This window comes from Providencia sp. PROV200 (assembly GCF_049901995.1).
GTDB classification, from domain to species: Bacteria; Pseudomonadota; Gammaproteobacteria; order Enterobacterales; family Enterobacteriaceae; genus Providencia; species Providencia rettgeri_E.
Map to the genome: position 1 here is coordinate 717,782 of NZ_CP096307.1, position 21,327 is coordinate 739,108.

The 21,327-nt window shown below is 41.8% G+C and carries 16 protein-coding genes; 13 read left to right on the forward strand and 3 right to left on the reverse strand.

The window, feature by feature from the left end; all coding sequences use genetic code 11:
• Positions 1-6 precede the first annotated feature (6 nt).
• From M1E86_RS03085 to deoD, 12 genes are all read left to right on the forward strand, one after another.
• Complete coding sequence (locus M1E86_RS03085) at positions 7-1,071, forward strand: tartrate dehydrogenase (protein ID WP_213912996.1); 1,065 nt, start codon at positions 7-9, stop codon at positions 1,069-1,071.
• A gap of 502 nt (positions 1,072-1,573) precedes the next feature.
• On the forward strand, positions 1,574-2,410 hold the full coding sequence (locus tag M1E86_RS03090; RefSeq protein WP_125891871.1) for a type IV toxin-antitoxin system AbiEi family antitoxin: 837 nt from the start codon (positions 1,574-1,576) through the stop codon (positions 2,408-2,410).
• 8 nt (positions 2,411-2,418) lie between these two features.
• Positions 2,419-3,333 (forward strand): nucleotidyl transferase AbiEii/AbiGii toxin family protein, encoded by a 915-nt coding sequence (locus tag M1E86_RS03095; RefSeq protein ID WP_213912995.1) that lies wholly within the window; start codon positions 2,419-2,421, stop codon positions 3,331-3,333.
• 438 nt (positions 3,334-3,771) lie between these two features.
• The gene (gene prfC, locus M1E86_RS03100; RefSeq protein WP_125891873.1) at positions 3,772-5,361 is read left to right on the forward strand and encodes a peptide chain release factor 3; all 1,590 of its coding nucleotides are present in this window, start codon (positions 3,772-3,774) and stop codon (positions 5,359-5,361) included.
• 194 nt (positions 5,362-5,555) lie between these two features.
• Positions 5,556-5,966, forward strand: a complete 411-nt coding sequence (locus M1E86_RS03105; RefSeq protein WP_213912994.1) for a BON domain-containing protein — start codon at positions 5,556-5,558, stop codon at positions 5,964-5,966.
• A 142-nt stretch (positions 5,967-6,108) separates the two neighbouring features.
• Positions 6,109-7,206 (forward strand): patatin-like phospholipase family protein, encoded by a 1,098-nt coding sequence (locus M1E86_RS03110; protein WP_213912993.1) that lies wholly within the window; start codon positions 6,109-6,111, stop codon positions 7,204-7,206.
• On the forward strand, positions 7,199-7,984 hold the full coding sequence (locus tag M1E86_RS03115; RefSeq protein ID WP_248467632.1) for a TatD family hydrolase: 786 nt from the start codon (positions 7,199-7,201) through the stop codon (positions 7,982-7,984). The genes M1E86_RS03110 and M1E86_RS03115 overlap by 8 nt, the downstream gene beginning before the upstream one ends.
• 305 nt (positions 7,985-8,289) lie before the next feature.
• On the forward strand, positions 8,290-9,573 hold the full coding sequence (locus M1E86_RS03120; RefSeq protein WP_185746900.1) for a NupC/NupG family nucleoside CNT transporter: 1,284 nt from the start codon (positions 8,290-8,292) through the stop codon (positions 9,571-9,573).
• Positions 9,574-10,066: 493 nt separating this feature from the next.
• A complete protein-coding gene (gene deoC, locus M1E86_RS03125) occupies positions 10,067-10,846 on the forward strand; it encodes a deoxyribose-phosphate aldolase (protein ID WP_213912991.1) in 780 nt (259 codons plus the stop codon).
• A gap of 48 nt (positions 10,847-10,894) precedes the next feature.
• Positions 10,895-12,217, forward strand: a complete 1,323-nt coding sequence (gene deoA, locus M1E86_RS03130; protein ID WP_125891879.1) for a thymidine phosphorylase — start codon at positions 10,895-10,897, stop codon at positions 12,215-12,217.
• A 53-nt stretch (positions 12,218-12,270) separates the two neighbouring features.
• Positions 12,271-13,494 carry a phosphopentomutase gene (deoB, locus tag M1E86_RS03135; RefSeq protein WP_004905728.1) on the forward strand — a complete coding sequence of 408 codons (1,224 nt, stop codon included), beginning with the start codon at positions 12,271-12,273 and terminating at the stop codon, positions 13,492-13,494.
• A gap of 244 nt (positions 13,495-13,738) precedes the next feature.
• Positions 13,739-14,455 carry a purine-nucleoside phosphorylase gene (gene deoD / locus M1E86_RS03140; protein WP_004914779.1) on the forward strand — a complete coding sequence of 239 codons (717 nt, stop codon included), beginning with the start codon at positions 13,739-13,741 and terminating at the stop codon, positions 14,453-14,455.
• Positions 14,456-14,513: 58 nt separating this feature from the next.
• On the opposite strand, the gene M1E86_RS03145 is transcribed toward deoD, so the two are convergent.
• On the reverse strand, positions 14,514-15,008 hold the full coding sequence (locus M1E86_RS03145) for a GNAT family N-acetyltransferase (RefSeq protein ID WP_185746901.1): 495 nt from the start codon (positions 15,006-15,008) through the stop codon (positions 14,514-14,516).
• Between the two features lie 208 nt (positions 15,009-15,216).
• Here M1E86_RS03145 and M1E86_RS03150 point away from each other — a divergent pair, with 208 nt between their 5' ends.
• Complete coding sequence (locus tag M1E86_RS03150) at positions 15,217-16,761, forward strand: hypothetical protein (protein WP_213912990.1); 1,545 nt, start codon at positions 15,217-15,219, stop codon at positions 16,759-16,761.
• A 67-nt stretch (positions 16,762-16,828) separates the two neighbouring features.
• Here the strand turns inward: M1E86_RS03150 and M1E86_RS03155 are convergent, their stop codons facing one another.
• Complete coding sequence (locus tag M1E86_RS03155; RefSeq protein WP_213912989.1) at positions 16,829-19,618, reverse strand: M16 family metallopeptidase; 2,790 nt, start codon at positions 19,616-19,618, stop codon at positions 16,829-16,831.
• Positions 19,608-21,314: an ABC transporter ATP-binding protein/permease gene (locus M1E86_RS03160; RefSeq protein ID WP_426099245.1), complete on the reverse strand. Its 1,707-nt coding sequence runs from the start codon at positions 21,312-21,314 to the stop codon at positions 19,608-19,610. Before M1E86_RS03160 ends, M1E86_RS03155 begins: the two co-directional genes overlap by 11 nt.
• Positions 21,315-21,327 lie beyond the last annotated feature (13 nt).

The following is a 21,327-nucleotide window of genomic DNA, read 5'->3' on the forward strand; positions in this document are numbered from 1 at the left end:
TTCACAATGTCACAATTTAACATAGCAGTTATTCCTGGTGATGGTATTGGTACCGAAGTGATCCCTGAAGGGTTAAAAGTATTAGAAGCAGCGGCAAATAAGCACGGGATAAAATTGCAGTTTACCCATTTTGATTGGTCGTGCGAAACCTATCACCGCACGGGGCGTATGATGCCTGAAGATGGCTTAGAACAATTGAAAAAATTTGATGCGATTTTCTTAGGCGCAGTAGGGTTCCCGGGTGTTCCTGATCATATTTCATTATGGGGGCTGTTATTACCTATCCGCCGCGCTTTTAACCAATATGTAAATCTGCGCCCTGTCCGTTTGTTTGATGGCATTAAGTGTCCGTTAGCAGATAAAAAACCGGGAGATATTGATTTTTATGTGGTGCGTGAAAACGTAGAAGGGGAATATTCGGCGATTGGCGGTATTCAGTACGAAGGCACTGATGAAGAAATGGTGCTGCAACAAAGTATTTTTACCCGTAAGGGAACCGACCGTATTTTAAAATATGCTTTTGATTTGGCGCAGTCGCGTGAGAAAAAACATTTAAGTTCAGCGACGAAATCAAATGGACTATTTCATTCAATGCCTTATTGGGATAGCCGCGTAGCCGAAATGGCGAAGCAATACCCAGATATCAAAGTTGACCAATTCCATATTGATATCTTTGCAGCCAATTTAGTGAGAATGCCAGAGTTCTACGATGTGATTGTCGGGTCAAACCTGTTTGGCGATATTTTGTCTGATTTAGGGCCTGCTTGTACAGGAACGATTGCGATTGCGCCATCAGCCAATATTAACCCAGAAAAGCAATTTCCATCGATGTTTGAGCCGGTTCACGGGTCAGCACCGGATATCGCAGGGCTAAATATTGCCAACCCAATTGGCACGATTTGGGCGGCAGCGATGATGATGCAACATTTGGGGTGCCCTGAGATGCATGATTCGATTATGTCTGCGGTAGAAACGGCCATTAAGGAGCGCCAACATCTAACCCGTGATATGGGAGGAAATGCGAGTACTCAGGCGTTGGGGGATGAAATAGCCCGTTTGGTCAGTGCTTAGTTGATGCATAAAGACGCTGTTTATTGAGCCAATTTCGTGAGCCATCGAGGGACTGTTTTGCCTGTTCCTCGATGCTTTGCTTTTCAATGATTTTCAAGCGTGATTTCGGAAAGTGTGTACAAACTTAAGTACAAATTCCGTTTTAGGGGGCTCTGGCGAAAATTCCATGACACAAACCGTCTTATATCCCTTGTTATTCATAGGCTTGAGCTAAAAACTTCCATCTTCGGATGGGACTTGTTCTTTTATTACTTGATCTAGTAACTGTACAAAGCAAACACACCAAAACATTGCAGATATTACTCGCGGACTGGGCAAAGTAAGTTTTCTAAGGTTCGGTAGATTGGGTTTAAAAGTTCGAAATAATACGGCGATATTCGCCGTGAATAGAAAGAATAGTAAACCACGCCTTGTTGTGATAGTTTATTAAGGCTAGGTTTTACGGCGATATTCGCCGCGAAATAGCAAAGAGGTAAACTAGAAAAAGGTTTGGTGTTTAAAAATGGTTAGTCATTCCCAGCGCGAAACGGTGAAAGAGTCTTATAAGCAGTCTCTTAAAACTCTTTTACCTTATGGTATGTTAGCGACAAAAAAATGGCTTGCAGAGCAGGGCTTGAGTGCTCATGCGTTGGATAACGCTGTCAAAACCGATACGTTATTGCCGCTAGCTATAGGTGTTTACAGCCAGTATTCTCGAACAGTCACTTGGGAAGGCGTAGTCGCTTCTATGCAGCGTATGATGAACAAAAGTGCAGATGAACAACTTCCGCCTGTCGTAGTCGGTGGGTTGTCAGCGCTTTCCATATCTGGTTTGTCGCAATATTTGTCATTAGGAAGTACCCCTCATATTCATTTATATGCAACGGGAAAGCTGCCTTCCTGGCTTGAGAGGCTGTCATTGCCAATTAAGTTCGAAGGACATAGTACAAGTAAACTTTGGCCTGAGAGCTTATTCAAAGATAGAGCATTTGTTAAAGAGCATGAATGGGGAGAGCAATTACCACCTGTATATTTTTCATGTCCTGAAAAAGCCATATTGGAAGTGTTGGTGGATTTGCCTGAAAGTGTGTCATTTGAACATGCCGATGAGCTAATGCAGGGGTTGGTGAATTTATCTCCAAGAAAACTAGATTCGCTCTTAAAAGCGTGTAAAAGCGTAAAGGCCAAACGATTGTTCTTTTGGCTCGCAAAACGCCAAGCTTATCCTTGGTTTGATAAGTTAAATGTAGAAAATTACGATTTAGGCTCAGGTAAGCGTGTTGTTGCTAAAGGTGGAAAATTGGATACAGAGTATCTAATAACAGTACCCCAGCATATGGTGCTGGCAAGTAAAGGATAAGTTCAGCGATGGATAGAAACAGTATTTATTACAAGCAAGTACAGCTTTTGATACAGGTATTGCCTTTCGTTGCCAAACAGGAATGCTTTGCGCTCAAAGGTGGTACAGCAATCAATTTATTTGTCAGAGACTTTCCTCGTTTATCGGTCGATATTGATTTGGTGTATCTGCCAATGAAGAGCCGTGATGATGCCTTGCAGGAAATCTGTGATGCACTTGATGCTATTAGCGTGGATTTAAAAATAACATTTAAAGATGTCGAGCTAACGGAAGCTTATCGGTCAAAACGCGATGCTCTAAGGTTGATCATTGCTCGCAACGGTGTGCAAATCAAAGTCGAGTTATCACCTGTATTGCGCGGTACTGTTTATGAACCAAAGCTGATGGAAGTTTGCGCAGTCGTAGAAGACGAATTTGGTTATGTTGAAATGCCTGTTATTGATTTAGCTGATCTTTATGCTGGAAAGATATGTGCAGCATTGGATAGACAGCATCCAAGAGACTTATTTGATGTGAAGTTGCTTTTGGAGAATGAAGGGCTAACGGATGAAATTCGTAAAGCATTACTCGTTTATTTATCAAGCCATAATCGGCCAATGGCAGAATTGCTCAGTCCGCAATTTAAGGATATTACTGCCACCTATGAAGGTGAGTTTACTAACATGGCCGAGACGGATGTCCCGTTGGTGGAACTGGAAGCCGTAAGGGGACGCCTAGTAGACCTCATTCACCAAGGACTGACCGATGTTGAAAAGGCTTTTTTGCTATCCTTTAAAAATCGAGAGCCTGACTGGTCTTTACTCGGCCTGAATGGAGTCTGTGAGCTTCCTGCCATCAAATGGAAACAAATCAATTTAGCAAAAATGCCGAATGACAAACATACACAAGCCTTAGAAAAGCTGAAAGATGTTCTCAGTATGTGATTTCTAAAAAATAGATGTTTTGCTGCTTTGAGTTGTTGGTTCGTCACATTGGTATCATACAGCAGCTAATCAGCCAGATTTGCTCTGGTAAATCGACTAGGTCTCGTTACACCATGCAATACCGAACAACGGCAATTGCAGCATTATTGGCGTAGTACGACAAGCTATCATCGATTTTTGGTAGCGAAGGAATTTGTGGTTTAGAGACAGTTGTTTATGGGCTGAAGAAGCAATGATTACAAACAGCTACAACTGAGTATTGGCGCACACTGAGAGTAAATGGTAACAGATTAGATAGCCTTTGATTGTTAATACCCCCAAGATCTGCGAAAATAACCGCTAATTTTGATTAACAAGACGGATTTGCGACGCCAAGAGCCACATTGAGCCTCTTCGAATGCTTATACAAATCTGTATATAAACGAAAAGAACGGTTAAATGACAGATCAGAACTTTCTCCATGAAGTTAGCACACGCAGAACGTTTGCTATCATATCCCACCCCGATGCGGGTAAAACCACAATAACCGAAAAAGTGTTATTGTTTGGGCACGCTATTCAACGTGCAGGTACGGTAAAAGGCCGTGGCTCTAATCAACACGCTAAATCCGACTGGATGGAAATGGAAAAGCAGCGTGGTATTTCGATTACCACCTCTGTCATGCAGTTTCCTTATAATGATTGTCTTGTTAACTTACTGGATACCCCAGGTCACGAAGATTTCTCTGAAGATACTTACCGTACATTAACGGCAGTTGACTGCTGCTTGATGGTGATTGACTCGGGTAAAGGGGTTGAGGACCGGACACGTAAACTGATGGAAGTTACCCGCCTACGTGACACTCCAATCTTAACCTTCATGAATAAGTTGGACCGTGATATTCGTGATCCAATGGAGTTAATGGATGAAGTGGAAAATGAGCTAAAAATTGCTTGTTGTCCAATCACATGGCCTATCGGTTGTGGTAAGTTATTCAAAGGTGTTTATCATTTATTACGTGATGAAACGATCCTATACCAAACAGGTCAAGGGCATACAATTCAAGAAATCCGTATTATTAAAGGGCTAAATAACCCAGATCTCGATGCAGCGGTAGGCGATGAACTCGCTGCGCAGTTACGTGATGAGCTGGAATTGGTTAAAGGGGCATCCCATGAATTTGACCATGAGGCCTTCTTGCAGGGGGAATTAACCCCAGTCTTTTTCGGAACCGCGTTAGGTAACTTTGGTGTTGACCATATGCTAGATGGTTTAGTGGAGTGGGCTCCGCAGCCGCAACCACGCCAAACAGATTTGCGCCAAGTTAATGCGACAGAAGAAAAATTCACTGGCTTCGTGTTTAAAATTCAAGCCAATATGGACCCGAAACACCGTGACCGTGTTGCGTTTATGCGTATTGTTTCAGGTACTTATGAGAAAGGTATGAAACTGCGTCAAGTCCGTATCAAAAAAGACGTAGTAATTTCTGATGCGTTAACCTTTATGGCGGGCGATCGCTCTCAGGTCGAAAACGCCTATGCAGGGGATATCATTGGGTTGCACAACCATGGCACTATCCAAATCGGTGATACCTTCACACAAGGTGAAGAACTCAAATTTACGGGTATTCCAAACTTTGCCCCTGAATTGTTCCGTCGTATTCGCTTACGTGACCCGCTAAAACAAAAACAACTGCTAAAAGGCCTCGTTCAGTTATCTGAAGAGGGGGCGGTACAGGTTTTCCGTCCGTTAACTAACAATGATTTAATCGTTGGTGCGGTAGGGGTGTTGCAGTTTGACGTGGTCGTTTCGCGTTTGAAAAGCGAATATAACGTTGAAGCTATCTATGAAGCTGTTAACGTTTCTACTGCGCGTTGGGTTGAGTGTGATGATGCGAAGAAATTTGAAGAGTTTAAGCGTAAAAATGAGCAAAACTTAGCCCTCGATGGTGGCGATAACTTATCTTATATCGCACCTACAATGGTGAACCTTAACCTCACCAGTGAACGCTACCCTGACGTTAAATTCCGCAAAACACGCGAACACTAATTGTGTTTATGACCCACGGCTAACAGGGTTAGTAGTGGGTCATCTTATTTCGAACTTCATTTAAAGTTACTTTCCCTATTTTTTGGTGCTTCTCATCAAGAATATTCTGTGTTTATTACCTTTCTCTTTATTTTTTATGTTTTTTTACTTAGGCTATATTATTCGTTGTCCATTGCAGTGAAAGGAAGGTTTTTATGAAAAATGCAAAACTATTGAGTTTGTTAGGAGTTATTGGGTTGAGCTGGGCGCTTGCGGCTTGTAGCTCATCATCAGATAGCGCTTTGAAAAAACAAGCCTCAGAAACCTGGGACAGTGCATCTAAGACCGTTGAAATGGCTGGTAAAGATACTGGAAATGCTATTTCGAGTGGCGCTAAAAACACCGGTGATTATATTGATGACTCAGCGATTACTGCCGATGTAAAAGGGAAATTACTGGGTACGAAAGGTATTTCGAGTAACAGTGTATCAGTAAAAACCGTCAATGGTGTTGTTTACTTATCAGGTTTTGTTAAATCAGCCGATCAAATGGATAAAATTACCCAAGTGGCATCGCAAGTTAATGGGGTCAAATCGGTACAAAATGGTTTAGTGATTGCGAACTAAACGGTAAATAAATGCCTCAATAGCTCATATTGCTGAATATTTATTGTACAATGTCGATAGAATGGGCTTTCTGTGGGAGGCTCATTCTGTTTTTGAGCTATTTAAAGTGAATTAAAGAGAACTTCTGTCATTCAGGGGCATTATGGGAAAACACGTTTCAGTTACACTCGGCACGATTGAGCCGCTTGCATTCTTTGATAATATCAACTCGGGAAAAACGGCTCTGATATGTGAAGGAGGCGGTCAACGAGGGATTTTTACTGCCGGGGTACTGGATGAGTTTCTTATTTCTGATTTTAACCCTTTTGATCTGATGATTGGTACTTCTGCTGGCGCCCAGAACCTTTCTGCGTATATTTGTGGGCAAGCGGGCTATGCTCGTCGCGTGATCACTCGCTATACAACCAATTCAGCATTTTTCAATCCCTTACGCTTTATTCGAGGTGGCCATCTGATTGATTTAGATTGGCTAGTCGAAACCACTGCAAAAGAATTTCCATTACGTATACAAGCAGGGCTCGATTTATTAGATTCAGGCCGTGAATTCTATATGGGAGCAAGCCGCAGTGATGATTTTTCTGCGGCCTTCTTACAGCCAGATGCCGACACTTGGTTGGATATCATTCGTGCGTCCAGCGCTATTCCCGGTTTTTATCGGGAAGGCGTTGAACTCGATGGCACTTTATATCAGGATGGCGGTATTAGTGCTGCGATCCCAGTTGAAGAGGCATACCGCCGCGGTGCTGAGACTATTGTGGTGATCCGTACCGTTCCTTCCCAAATGTATTTTACCCCTGAATGGGTGAAAAGAATGACTCGGTGGCTGGAAGGGGAAAAGAATGGCTTACAACGTATGGCTGCCATGCTTAAAGTTCATCTGAAAAGTTACCGTAGAACACAAGAATTTATTGAAAACCCACCAGAAGATGTACAGGTCTTTGAGATTTATCCACCTGTTCCACTGAAAAGTAGTGCGCTGGGTAGTAAAGTATCTTCGCTTAATCAAGATTACCATACGGGCCGTCGGTGTGGCCGCTATTTTATTGCAGCACTGGGTGGTGCATTTGACCACAATACAAATCGCTTTAGACATACCTTGGCTCAGAAAATTGAGTCGAACCCATTAGACATTCAGCTTGAGCCTCAAGTACCGAGCGAACTCATTCCTGAATTGGTGACTGAGCCTGTCACTTCAGTGCCTTTGGCAGCGATACCAGCAAATGAGACTCGTGATGGCTAAATGTCAATTTATTGATACTCATTGCCATTTTGATTTCCCACCTTTTAGTGACTCTTTGACTGAAAGTTTGCAGCTTGCCCAGCAAAGTGGCGTGAGCGATATTGTCATTCCGACAGTGAGTGTGGATAATTTTGAGCGGGTTTGGCAATTGGCACAGCAGTACCCGCAGCTCCATGCTGCTATGGGGTTTCATCCATTATATTTAAGTCAGTTTCAAGAGCAACATATTGATATATTGACTGATTATCTAACTAAAAAAAATAAAAAATGTGTGGCGATAGGCGAAATTGGGCTTGATCTCTATATGCAAAACCCGCAATTTGAACGCCAGCAAGAGGTGTTGTCTGCACAATTAAAGTTAGCGAAACAGTTTGATTTACCGGTTATTTTACATTCACGAAAAAGCCATGACCCATTAGCTGCAATGCTACGTCGTTTTGAGGTCCCTGCTCGTGGCGTCGTACATGGCTTTGCTGGCAGCCTATCTCAAGCACAAGCCTTTGTTAAACTTGGTTATTATATTGGTGTGGGGGGAACCATTACTTATGAAAGAGCGAATAAAACTCGCCATGTGATATCCCAACTTCCTTTGGCTTCATTATTATTCGAAACGGATGCCCCCGATATGCCTGTTTCAGGTTTCCAAGGCGAGCCAAATCGGCCTGAACGTATTGAGTGGGTTTTTCGTTCATTATGTGAGCTTCGCCACGAATCCCCTGAAGAAATAGCCCAACAACTTTACAACAATAGCTTGTCGTTATTTAATCTCACCAAATAAAACCGCATGCCAATTCATAAATTATATTTATATAATTTCGCAAATTAGCTATTTAAATCTATTTAGTTTTTATTGTGATGAATTGGGTCTTTAGTCCCTTTCCAGATTAAACCGAGTTAATTTTGTGACTTTTATCACATTGTGTGAATTTTTGTTGTTTATTGCACTCAGTATTTGTGATGAGTATTGCGGGTTATTGGTGATGACTAGGTATAATCATAAGATCAAAAATCAAGGTGACTTACACGTTTCCTTATATATCAACCTAAAATAAAGTGAACAGGGATCCTTCCATGCAGCTCATTATGAGTATTATCGGAATGGCGGTACTTATCGGGATAGCTATTCTATTTTCCAGCAATCGCCGAGCTATTAAACTACGCACAGTGGGTGGTGCATTTTTAATACAACTAGCCATTGGCGCGTTTGTTCTTTATGTTCCTGCGGGGCGTAGTGTGCTCCAAGGGATGTCTGATGCGGTTTCTAAAGTTATTGGATATGGCCAAGATGGGATGAATTTCATCTTCGGTGGCCTTGTTTCCGATAAAATGTTTGAACTGTTTGGCGGCGGTGGTTTTATTTTCGCTTTCCGTGTTCTGCCTATTATCGTTTTCTTCTCTTCATTAATTGCGGTGCTTTATTATTTAGGCATTATGCAGTTAGTGATTAAAATTCTTGGTGGTGGCCTGCAAAAAGTATTGGGAACCTCAAGAACCGAATCCTTATCTGCGACAGCGAATATTTTCGTAGGGCAAACAGAGGCCCCTTTGGTTGTTCGCCCTTATATTGCAACAATGACCACATCAGAGCTGTTTGCCATCATGTGTGGTGGTTTAGCCTCTGTTGCGGGATCAGTTTTGGCGGGCTATGCGCAAATGGGCGTGCCAATGGAATACCTGATTGCCGCCTCCTTTATGGCCGCTCCAGGTGGTTTATTATTCGCTAAACTGATGGTTCCAGAAACGGAAGATGTGAACGATCGGGTTGATGCAACCGATTTAGTTGCTGAAGATGAGCGCCCTGCCAACATCATTGATGCAGCAGCCTCTGGCGCATCATCAGGGATGCAACTGGCGCTGAATGTGGGTGCAATGTTATTGGCATTTATCGCATTGATTGCATTGATCAATGGTATCTTAGGTGGTATTGGTGGTTGGTTTGACTATCCACAATTATCACTTGAATTATTATTAGGTTGGTTGTTTGCACCGATTGCCTTCTTAATTGGTGTGCCGTGGAGTGAAGCGACAGTCGCGGGTTCTTTTATCGGCCAAAAAATTGTTGTGAATGAGTTTGTTGCATTCATGAATTTTGGTGAATACATGAAAGCGGATGCTGAAGTACTGGCGGCAGGCAAACAAGTGCTTTCTGACCATACTAAAGCGATTATTTCGTTTGCATTATGTGGGTTTGCTAACTTATCATCCGTTGCTATTTTACTCGGTGGTTTAGGGGGAATGGCCCCAAGTCGTCGTAGTGAGGTTGCTCGTTTAGGTATGAAAGCGGTTATGGCGGGTACACTGTCTAACTTAATGAGTGCAACCATTGCCGGCTTTTTCTTGACGTTAGGCGCAGCCGCAGTCATTTAGTTTATGTGTCTGATGGTTAAATTTATACCATCTCAAATAAGTCAATCGGAAGGGCAATAGTCCTTCCGTTTTCATTTTAATTCGTTATATTCTTTTATGATTTTTTATATTAATCGTAAATTTTCAACTATTCTTAACTTAGTCGATTAATGATGAAGAATATATTGAATTGAAAAGCCATTTGAGAGAAGAATTGATGGTAATTGATGTTATAGTTTGAATTGGATCACATTTTTTATTTTAATAATGTAACATTCAGTCGATTAATGTGATTTGTAGCACATAAAAAGGCATCATTCCATGGTCAAATAGGCATTAGTAAGCTGCTATGGAACTGCTAGTTCTCAGAGTCTAGGACTCTAGGGCATGATGCGGTGAGAAGGATCTCAGCTGCTCAGTTCGGAAAGCATCCGACTAGCATCTTTAAGGAACCAAGCCCGCTCGCCAACAAAGAACGTGTCGTTCTGAAGAAATAACAACGTTGGAGAGTTATATGACTGATTTAAAAGCGGCCGCACAACGCGCGCTGTCCCTTATGGATTTAACCACTTTAAATGATGACGATACCGATGCGAAAGTCATTGCATTATGTCATCAGGCGAAAAGCCCAGCAGGCAATACGGCTGCAATCTGTATTTATCCTCGTTTTATTCCAATTGCACGTAAAACATTACGTGAACAAGGCACTCCAGATGTGCGTATTGCGACGGTCACAAATTTCCCACACGGTAACGATGATATTGATATCGCATTAGCTGAAACTAAAGCGGCGATTGCTTACGGTGCCGATGAAGTTGACGTCGTTTTCCCTTATCGCGCACTGATTGCGGGTAATGAGAAAATTGGTTTTGACTTAGTGAAAGCCTGTAAAGACGCCTGTGCAGCTGCCAATGTTTTGTTGAAAGTGATCATTGAAACAGGTGAATTAAAAGATGCAGCGTTAATCCGTAAAGCGTCTGAAATTTCGATTAAAGCAGGCGCTGATTTTATTAAAACCTCTACGGGTAAAGTGCCTGTTAATGCAACTTTAGAAAGTGCAGAAATCATGATGCAAGTCATCCGTGATATGGGCGTTGAAAAAACAGTCGGTTTTAAACCGGCTGGTGGCGTCCGTACCGCAGAAGAAGCCGCAGAATACTTAGCATTAGCGGGACGAATTTTAGGTGACAATTGGGCTGATAGCCGCCACTTCCGTTTTGGGGCTTCTAGCTTATTAGCCAATTTATTAAATACGCTGGGTTTTGACGTTAAAAAATCAAGCAGCAGCTATTAATTTTCGCAATATTGTTAGCCGATAAATTCGACTTTAAAGGAGCATATTGTGTTTCTGGCACAAGAAATTATCCGTAAAAAACGCGATGGTAAGCCATTAAGTGAAGAAGAAATTCGTTTCTTTATCAATGGAGTTCGTGATAACTCAGTTTCAGAAGGTCAAATTGCTGCATTGGCAATGACTATCTATTTTAATGATATGACCATGCCTGAGCGTGTTGCATTAACATTAGCAATGCGTGATTCAGGAACGGTTCTGAACTGGAAATCACTTAACCTCAACGGCCCATTAGTTGATAAACATTCAACGGGCGGCGTGGGTGATGTGACTTCACTGATGCTTGGTCCAATGGTTGCAGCGTGTGGCGGTTATGTACCGATGATCTCAGGCCGTGGTCTAGGCCACACCGGTGGGACATTAGATAAGCTTGAAGCGATCCCTAATTTCGATATCTTCCCAGATGATGCCCGTTTTCGTGACATTATCAAAGATGTCGGGGTGGCAATTATTGGGCAAACTAATTCATTGGCACCTGCTGATAAACGTTTTTATGCAACTCGTGATATTACTGCGACAGTGGACTCAATTCCGCTAATTACGGCTTCAATTTTAGGTAAAAAACTGGCTGAAGGCCTTGATGCTCTAGTGATGGACGTTAAAGTCGGCTCTGGTGCATTTATGCCAACGTATGAGAAGTCAGAACAGCTAGCAGAGTCTATTGTTAAAGTGGCCAATGGGGCTGGCTGTAAAACGACCGCATTATTGACTGACATGAATGAAGTGTTGGCATCCAGTGCAGGTAACGCGGTTGAAGTTCGTGAAGCCGTTCAATTCTTAACGGGTGAATACCGTAATCCACGTCTTTATGAAGTTACCATGGCATTGTGCGTAGAAATGTTAGTGTCTGCTTCATTAGCTGCAAACCGTGAAGAAGCACGCCAAAAATTACAGGCGGTGTTGGATAATGGTAAAGCGGCAGAAGTGTTTGGTCGCATGGTTGCCGCTCAAAAAGGGCCTGTTGATTTTGTTGAAAACTACAACAAATATCTGCCAACAGCGGTGCTGAGCAAAGCTGTTTATGCGCCACAAGACGGTATTATCACGCAAATGGATACACGTGCGCTGGGAATGTCTGTCGTCACTTTAGGTGGTGGTCGCCGTAAAGCAACAGATCCAATTGATTATAGCGTTGGTTTAAGTGATATCGCTGCATTAGGTGCCAAAGTGGATACTCAGACGCCACTGGCCATTATCCATGCAAATAGTGAAAAAGCGTGGGAAGAAGCGGCGAAAGAAGTGCGTGAAGCGATGGTGATTGGCGACAAGGCACCTGAAGCGACACCTATGGTTTATCGCCAAATCAGCGAATAATACAAATAGATTTTAGTGGTATATCGTATTTAAAAATACCGCAGGAGAAAAATATGAAACGCACATTTATTATGGTTTTGGATTCCTTTGGGATCGGAGCTGCACACGATGCACATAAATTCGGTGATGAGGGCTCAAATACGTTGGGTCACATCGCAGATGCTTGCGCACGCGGCGAAGCGGATATTGGCCGTAAAGGGCCTCTGCATTTACCGAATTTAACAAAATTAGGTTTAGGTAAAGCAGGAGAGGAATCAAGCGGTTCATTCCCTGCGGGTCTTGATCCTAATGCAGAAATTATTGGCGCATATGGTTATGCGAGCGAAATTTCTTCGGGCAAAGATACGCCATCAGGCCATTGGGAAATTGCGGGTGTGCCTGTGCTATTCGATTGGGGTTATTTCTCTGATGAAGAAAATAGCTTCCCACAAGAACTGTTGGACACTTTAGTTGAGAAAGCTAACTTGCCAGGCTATTTAGGTAACTGCCATTCATCAGGTACAGTTATCCTTGACCAACTGGGTGAAGAGCACATGAAAACAGGGAAACCGATTTTCTATACCTCAGCAGACTCCGTCTTCCAAATTGCGTGTCACGAAGAAACTTACGGCTTAGATAAACTGTATGAGTTGTGTGAAATTGCGCGTGAAGAGTTAACTAAAGGCGGCTATAACATTGGTCGTGTTATCGCACGCCCATTCGTCGGTGATAAAGCGGGTAATTTCACACGTACAGGTAACCGTCATGACTTAGCGGTAGAGCCACCAGCACCAACGGTATTGAAAAAATTAGTTGATGAAAAACAAGGTGAAGTCGTTTCTATCGGTAAAATTGCGGATATTTATGCTCACGTTGGTATCACTAAGAAAATCAAAGCGACTGGTATTGATGCCCTATTCGACGCCACAGTTGAAGAAATGAAACTGGCGGGTGATAACACTATCGTTTTCACTAACTTTGTCGATTTTGACTCTGCATACGGCCACCGCCGTGATGTAGCGGGCTATGCCGCGGCGTTAGAATTATTCGACCGCCGTTTACCCGAGTTGATGAAATTAGTTAAAGAAGACGACATTCTAATTTTAACGGCTGACCACGGTTGTGACCCAACTTGGCCAGGTACTGACCATACCCGTGAGCACATCCCAGTATTGATCTATGGTCCAAAAGTGAAACCCGGTTCATTAGGTCATCGTGAAACCTTCGCAGACATTGGGCAAACAGTCGCTAAGTATTTTGATTTGTCGCCGATGGATTATGGTAAACCAATGCTCTAACACCCATTACCCGTCATACTTTGAGCTGTAGCGGTGTTGGCTGCACAAAATCACCCTAATCACATACTTATGTATGCTCATAGGGATGATTTTCTTTGCCGCCTAGCGACAACTCGAATTATTTAGGGTAATGGCGGGGAATTAAAAGTAATGGGCAAGGCTTTGCCGTCATACTTTTTTAATAATAAGGTGGGAAACCACCTTATTAACTTAAAAATATTTAATCGTTTAAAGGGAAATAATCATGGCAACTCCACATATTAATGCAGAAATGGGTGATTTCGCTGATGTCGTTCTGATGCCAGGCGACCCATTACGTGCAAAATACATCGCTGAAACTTTCCTTCAGGATGTTCGCCAAGTGAATAATGTGCGTGGCATGTTAGGTTTTACAGGGACTTATAAAGGTCGTAAGATTTCTGTTATGGGTCACGGTATGGGTATCCCTTCATGCTCAATTTACGCGAAAGAGCTGATCACTGACTTCGGTGTGAAAGTGATTATTCGTGTTGGTTCATGTGGCGCAGTGATGGATGACGTAAAATTGCGTGATGTTGTGATTGGTATGGGCGCTTGTACTGATTCACGTGTTAACCGTCAACGTTTTAAAGAAAATGATTTTGCAGCGATTGCAGACTATGACTTAGTCCATAATGCGGTTGAAGCGGCAAAAGCAAGAAACGTGAATGTCCGTGTGGGTAACCTGTTCTCAGCAGACCTATTTTACTCACCAGATCCTGATATGTTCAAAGTGATGGAAAAATACGGCATTCTAGGTGTTGAAATGGAAGCAGCGGGTATTTATGGTGTTGCGGCTGAGTTTGGTGCGCGTGCATTAACGATTTGTACCGTTTCTGACCATATCAAAACTGGCGAACAAACGACGTCAGAAGAGCGTCAAACGACGTTCAATGAGATGATTGAAATTGCATTGGATTCCGTACTGTTAGGCGACAAATAGTCGTTAGATGTTTTCATGATGCGCTAAAATGCCACCTATTGTGTGGCATTTTTTATCGCTATTTTTTGATCCTACTCATCACCACCGCATCAACGTATTCCCCATCACGAAATGCATAATCTCTCATACGGCCTTCTAGTTCAAAGCCAAACTTTTCATATAGGCCAACGCCACTGCCATTTGCTGCAAACACTTCTAGCTCGATACGGCGTACATTCAACCAGTTATCGCAGTAATCCACCATCACTTGCATCAGTTTGGAACCAATACCTTTACCTTGATGAGCTTCACTGACGGTAATACCGAAGGTAGCCACATGGCGGCGGCGTATTTGGCTTGGTTGGTTAATTACAAGTAAGCCCACAACGTCCTTATTGATGGTAGCAACAAATTGAGTGACGAGTGGATCATTTTCCCCAAGGCGAGCTTCCCATGTTTTTTCTGTTGGGTAAGGCAATTGTAAGGTGTTGGCATACGCAGAATAGTCAGCGTGCATTTGGGTGATTGCAGGCACATCGTCCAGCGTTGCTCTACGGATAGTTACGTTGTTCATTACTTTACTCATCATTGTCGTTTCTAGAATATATTAATCACATTAAAAATATATTATGTCAATGAGAAATAAGAGTTATCACATAAAAAACGATGGAATAAATTGAGTGTTTTGCAATCGCTATTTGATATAAAAAACTAATGAGATTCTATACGCTATTTTATGATTTTTTACTTCGAAATAAAATAGAAACTAGAGCGAGGTTTATATGCTGGGTGTAGGTAAAAAAAATTTTGATGAACAGAAATATTCATCTATGTCATTGAATGACATGGTAATAGCAATAACCAAAAATCCAAAGGTTTTCGAAGGGAAAAGCTATATCATCATCGACAAAATAAAAACAACCAAAAACAAAGGCGAGGATGGCTGGGCAGAAATAAATAAATCATGGGGTATTGTTACGAGCGGGAAAGCGAAAGAAAAAATTGATAAGTATTTTAAGAAAGGATTGAAAGTTGATAGAGACCCTTCAATAAATAAAAATGTAAAGATAAATATTAGTGATAAAGAGACAACTCTCCAACCTATAGATGTTAAAGATAAGGAAATATCTAGCGCTAAAAATGAATATGAAAGTAGTAAATCTAATGGGAAAATAGGAAAAAAGCTTAAAAATGTTGTAAAGAAAGTGGTGAAAAATATTGAAAGTGAAATGGAGTTAAAAAAAAGTAAGAGGGATGAAGAGAGTGAAAAAATAAATAAGGTTGAATGTGACAGTTTTGATGATTTAATTAATGATTTTAAAACAGGAGAGGCTTTATCTAAGAATGAATTGAGTCATATAAAATTTTTGATGAGTTACATTAGAACAAAAGAACCGATTGAGAATGAAGATAATATAAGAAAGGAACTTGAGGATGTTTTTGTGAAAATTACTAATTCCTCGATGAATATTGATGATAAGTATAAGGTTCTTCACTTGTATCGAGAACAGCGCTTCCTATCTATATATAACTCATCCTGTCGAGTTGCAAGCTACGCGATAGAAAGTTTACTTGAAAAGCAAAATTTTCCTAGAGAAATAATCACTAAAGTTAAAGATTGTCTTATTGATTATTCGAATGAATATTTATCTGAAATGAAATCAAATGAATCTGAGTATAATGAATGCATTAAAAATATAAAGAAATATTCGGATTTTTCAGTTTTTAAAGGGGGTGAAAGCATTGAGAAAATTAAATTAATTAAAGGTATTTTATCTGAAAGCAAATATACAAGTGAAAATAGAAAGTTTTTAACTGAGCTGAGTCATAATTTAACGGATGAAAGAATTATTGATTTTGTAAAAGAAAAAATCAATTCTAACATTAAATTGTTAAAAGATGAGTTTAGAGAGAAGTGTGATGAGGAAAAAATCACATATGATAAGTACACTAAAGAAAAAAATGAAATTATAGATACTGCTATTAATAGAATTAAATCAATTTTAATAGTCAGGAAAATGCCTAAAAGTATTGTGGACTCTGTGATTGAAGTTATTAATAAAAAAAGAAGTAATACAGAGATAGAGCTATTTTTATTTAAAATTGATTTGATTATCAATATTCTCCAGTATAAGGGAATTAAAAGTAATAAAATTACTAATGATATTGAACACTATCTGGATGTTTCAATGGACAAACTAAAATTAGAGGTTGAAATAGCGAAATCTAAAAAAATATCATTTCAAGAACGTCTATCTTCATTATTAAATAACTTAAATAATCGAGTGTTAAATTTTATTTATTACGTAAGGCATTCATTTAAATAAGAGCACGGTTAATGTGGCAAAGAAAACCAACAGTCTAATTGTAATTAAACTGTTGGTTTTGCTTATATCAAGGCGTCATCATAAATACTTTTGAATTTTGCCCTAAGTATTGACGAGCCAAGCGGTTAATATCTTCAACCGTTAACTGGCGAATAATATCTTGCTCTTGGTTTAAACGCTGATATTGCCCATCATCGCTGGCAATCTGTGCTAGAGCCTCAGTCCAATAGCTTGAACTATCAGTGACTTGCGCATTTTCTGTTAGCCAAATATTTTTTGCTTCGGTTAGCTCTTTTTCACTCACACCTGTTTGACGAATTTGCCCTATTGTTTTTTGGGCGATTTGCGTCATTTCTTTAGCTCGCTCAGGTGAGGTGGTGAAATTTAAGCGAGCGAGGTAATAAGGTTGAGGTTTCTTGGCTAACATTTGAGAGAAACCTAATGCGTAAATGCCGCTGGCTTTTTCACGTAGTTCACCGCGCAAACGCTGACTCACAATGGTATCAATAAGTTGGATCCCTAAGCTGTCTTGCTGGTTCCACACCGCAGGTGAAGCGAATTGAATGCTCACCATACTTTTATCACTGCTACTGATGGGATAAGTTTTATTAAAGCTGGCCATTTTTGGCATGATCCCTTGATTGCGGGATACCAGTTTTTGGTTACTTTGTGGCAGTGATGCAACCCATTGCTCTAACAGCGGCTTTAGCTCACGGCTATTCATTGCACCAGTAATGACCAGTGTCATATCTGCTGTTGAGGTGAGTAATTGACGGTTGGCTTGTTGCAGCTGTTGAGCAGTAAATTGTTGCCAGCTGCCTTGTGGGTTAATCACTAGGAATTCACCGTGGGTATAGCTTTCCTGATTAATATTATCGAGAAAAGTGCGTTCTACGGGGGTTTTGGATAAGTTTAAAGCAAAGGATTGTTTTTGTTGCTCTAACTTTGCGCCGCTAAACTGAGGCGCTGTTAGCTTCAAGTTGAGTAGCTGTAGCGCTGTTTCGAGGTTATCGACAGGGGCTTTTCCACGAAAACCATGTGTGAGCAATTCACTGTATGGGCGAACGCTAATTTGGTTTTGTTTTGCTAGCAAAGCTAGATCGCGTGCGCTGTAGTTTCCATAACCGCTACTTTCCGGGAGTTTTAACGCCCAGTCGGTTAAACCTGCTGTTTGCAGCGTTTCTAACGAGCGGCCGCCCGGCAATTGCAAATTAAATTGAATATCATCTTTCAGGTTTTTATCTGTTTTAACAATCACCTGAATGCCATTGCTTAATGTCCAATGTTCCGTTTTTTCAACGGGCAGCTTAGATCGCTCAACAATATTGCCTTTAGGAACTTGAGGTAGCTGTAATTGAATCGCTTTGGAGCGCAGTGTAAATGGCCCCGGTGTGCTTTGGCGTATTTTTAGCCATTGTTGATTAAATGCCGATTTATCAATTGCCGTGGCATCAGTATCAGGTCCAATTAATGCTAAACGTGGGGACGCGGTTTGTAGGAATTTAGCGACATGCTGTTGTAAGTCCTGCGGCTTAACGGATTTCATCAACTGATAGCTGCTATCTAACTGTTGGCGTTTATTCCACATCGGCATGTCGTATTCAAGTGCCGTCGTCAGTTGTCCGGCTAAATATTCATTACTATAGCGTTGTTCTGAAGCGGCTTGCAGGCTGAATTTTTTCAACATCGCTTGCTTTGCTGAATCAAGTTCTTCTTGGGTAACTGGCTTAGTGGCAAGGCGCTGTAGCTCTGTGAATAAAATCTCGGTGGCACCTTGGTAGTCATTGCCTTTCGGGTGGATGATCATCAGCTGCTGCAAGCGTTGGTTATCTAACATTGCCCCTTGTTCGTTGATGCTAATCGACGGTAAAACGCCGTTATCTACCATGACGGAAAAACGTTGGTTCAAAATGGCTAGCCAGAGGTTATCCAGTAAATCGTCGGACTGCCCTAAGCGCGTATTTAGTGGCGCACTAACATCTTTTTGTAAGGCAAATTGCACATAACGCGCCCCTTGCTCTTTATCAAACACACCTTGCACTAACATATTGGTTGAATGGGCAAATTGTTTCCATTGCGGGTTATCTTCTGCCACTTTTTCGGGCTTAGGGAGTGCAAATAAATTATCAACCTGATTGCGTACTGATGAACTATTGAAGTCACCAATAATCAATAGTGACATCCGCTGAGGTTGGTACCAGGTTTGATAATAATCTCTGGCCTGCTCAATCGGGGCATTACGTACCACATCTAATGAACCAATGGGGTTGCGATCGACATAACGGCTACCGTGGTAGCGTAGCTTTTCTAAACTATCATTGATGCGATAGCCCATTCCTTGGCGTAAGCGCCACTCTTCGACAATGACAGGGCGTTCTTTTTCAAAGGCTTCTTGGTCAAATGTCATATTTGACGCCCAATCAGCCATCACTTGTAAGCCAGTGGCGACTTGTGCTGCTGTCGCTTCAGGGAGTGATAACTTATACAGCGTGGAATTTAAACTCGTAATGGCATTCACATGGCTACCGAGTTTTAGCCCTTGGTGTTCAAGCTGTTTAAACCCAGTCGTTCCCGGAAAATGTTTGGTGCCTTTAAACGCCATATGTTCTGTAAAGTGCGCGAGACCAAGTTGTTGTTCATTTTCTTGTAATGAACCGCTACTGACCAATAAACGCAATTCAACTCCGGGTTGATTACGTTGTAGAAGGTAAACTTGCAACCCATTGTCGAGTTGATAGTGTTGAAGGTCACCACGCACGGGTAACAATGAGGCTGATTTTTGGCTCACAGATGTGCTGCCTGTGCAGCCACCGAGCAGAATACCAATCAGTGTGGCGAAGGTAATTTTACGAAGCATATTCAGGCGTTCCTGTATTTAAGGATTTTTCACTCGCAGGCTCTACGAGCAATATGTGTTGTTCCGCAAATTGAGTCACGAAGCTCTGATGACTCACCAAAACAATGGCGCTGTCATGTAATTCAGCTTTCAATAGCGCGAGCAACTCGAGTGAGCTAGTTTCATCGAGGGCTGAGGTCGTTTCGTCTAATAAAAGCAGTTTTGGTCGGTTGAGCAATAAACGCGCAAACATAATGCGCTGCTGTTCCCCGCCAGATAAACGGTTATTCCAATCGGTTTCGAGTGTTAATTGATGATGCAGTTTTTCTAAACCGACTAACGTCAAGGCATATTGAAAATCTTGCTGACTGAATTTTGAGGCCGCTTTAGGGTAAGCCAATAGGCTATCTAAACGGCTAATGGGCAAGTATAGGCGCTGTGGGATCCACATGACGTTTTCTGTTCGGCGGATAGTCCCGTTGAAATATGGCCAATGCCCACTTAGCGTGCGTAATAAGGTGGATTTACCAACACCAGAACGGCCACTAATCAAGGTTAATTCGCCTTGTTTGGCGGTTATATTCACGGAATTAATTAAGCAGCGGTTGTCTGCGGTAGAAACGGATAATTTAGCGATCAGAGGTGGCGATTTTTCGTCGATAGTAACCACCGCTTTGTTATCGTTTTCCAATAAAACCACAAAGTTGTATAAACGGGAGACTGTGGCTTGCCATGCGGCGATTTCTTTATAGGCAAAAATAAACCAGCCGAGTGAAGTGGCAACACTGGTAAAGGCTTGGCGCAATTGCATTAAGCCACCCAACATGATTTCACCCGCAAGGAATTTAGGTAATGCGAGTAATACAGGCGCTAAGGCGGTAACTTGTTGGTAACCCACTGTGTAGAAAGATAAGTTTCGTTCACAGCGGATCAAGCGGTTCCAGTTGGCGATGATTTCCCCAAATCGTCCCATTAACTCTTTTCTATCTTGAGTTTCACCACGTTGCCCTGCGATGGCATCACCGTGTTGGCGGCAATTAATTAGCGAGCTACGGTAATCCGCTTCGCGGCGCTGCTTATCCATATGCAAGCGACGTAGTGGAAAACCTATCCATTGGGTGAGGGCGATACCAATCAAGGTGTAAATGATACAGGCCCAGAACATATAGCCGGGTATGGTCCAGTCGCTATCGGCAAAATTAAACGACAGGCTACCGGAAAGTGTCCAAAGGATGGCCGCAAATGAAATCAGCGTTAGCATTGAGTGGAGGAATGTCACCACTAAATTTAATGTCGATTCAATCAGTAAACGAATATCTTCGGCAATACGTTGGTCTGGGTTATCGGGTTCTTGAGACGTTAATCTTAAGAGGTAATGTTTGCTGTTGGGCGATAACCAACGGCTGAGTACTTGCTCAGTCATGCCTTTGCGCCAGCGGATAATGAGCATTTGTTTTAGGTAATTACCCATAACGACGACAAATATCAGCCCACTGACTAAGACAACAAAGTATTGCAATAAGCCATACAGCGCTTGGCCGTCGAGTTTTTGTAGGGCGTTATAGAAATCCCCATTCCACATGTTCATTTTGACGTTGAACCAGACGGATGACAACGTGAGCCCCAGTGAGGCAAACAGCAGTATCCAGCACAAAAGGGCAGCACGCTGCCCCCAAAAAGGTTTTACTAAATAGAAAAATTGTTTCAGTGTCTTCATGACGTTTTATTCA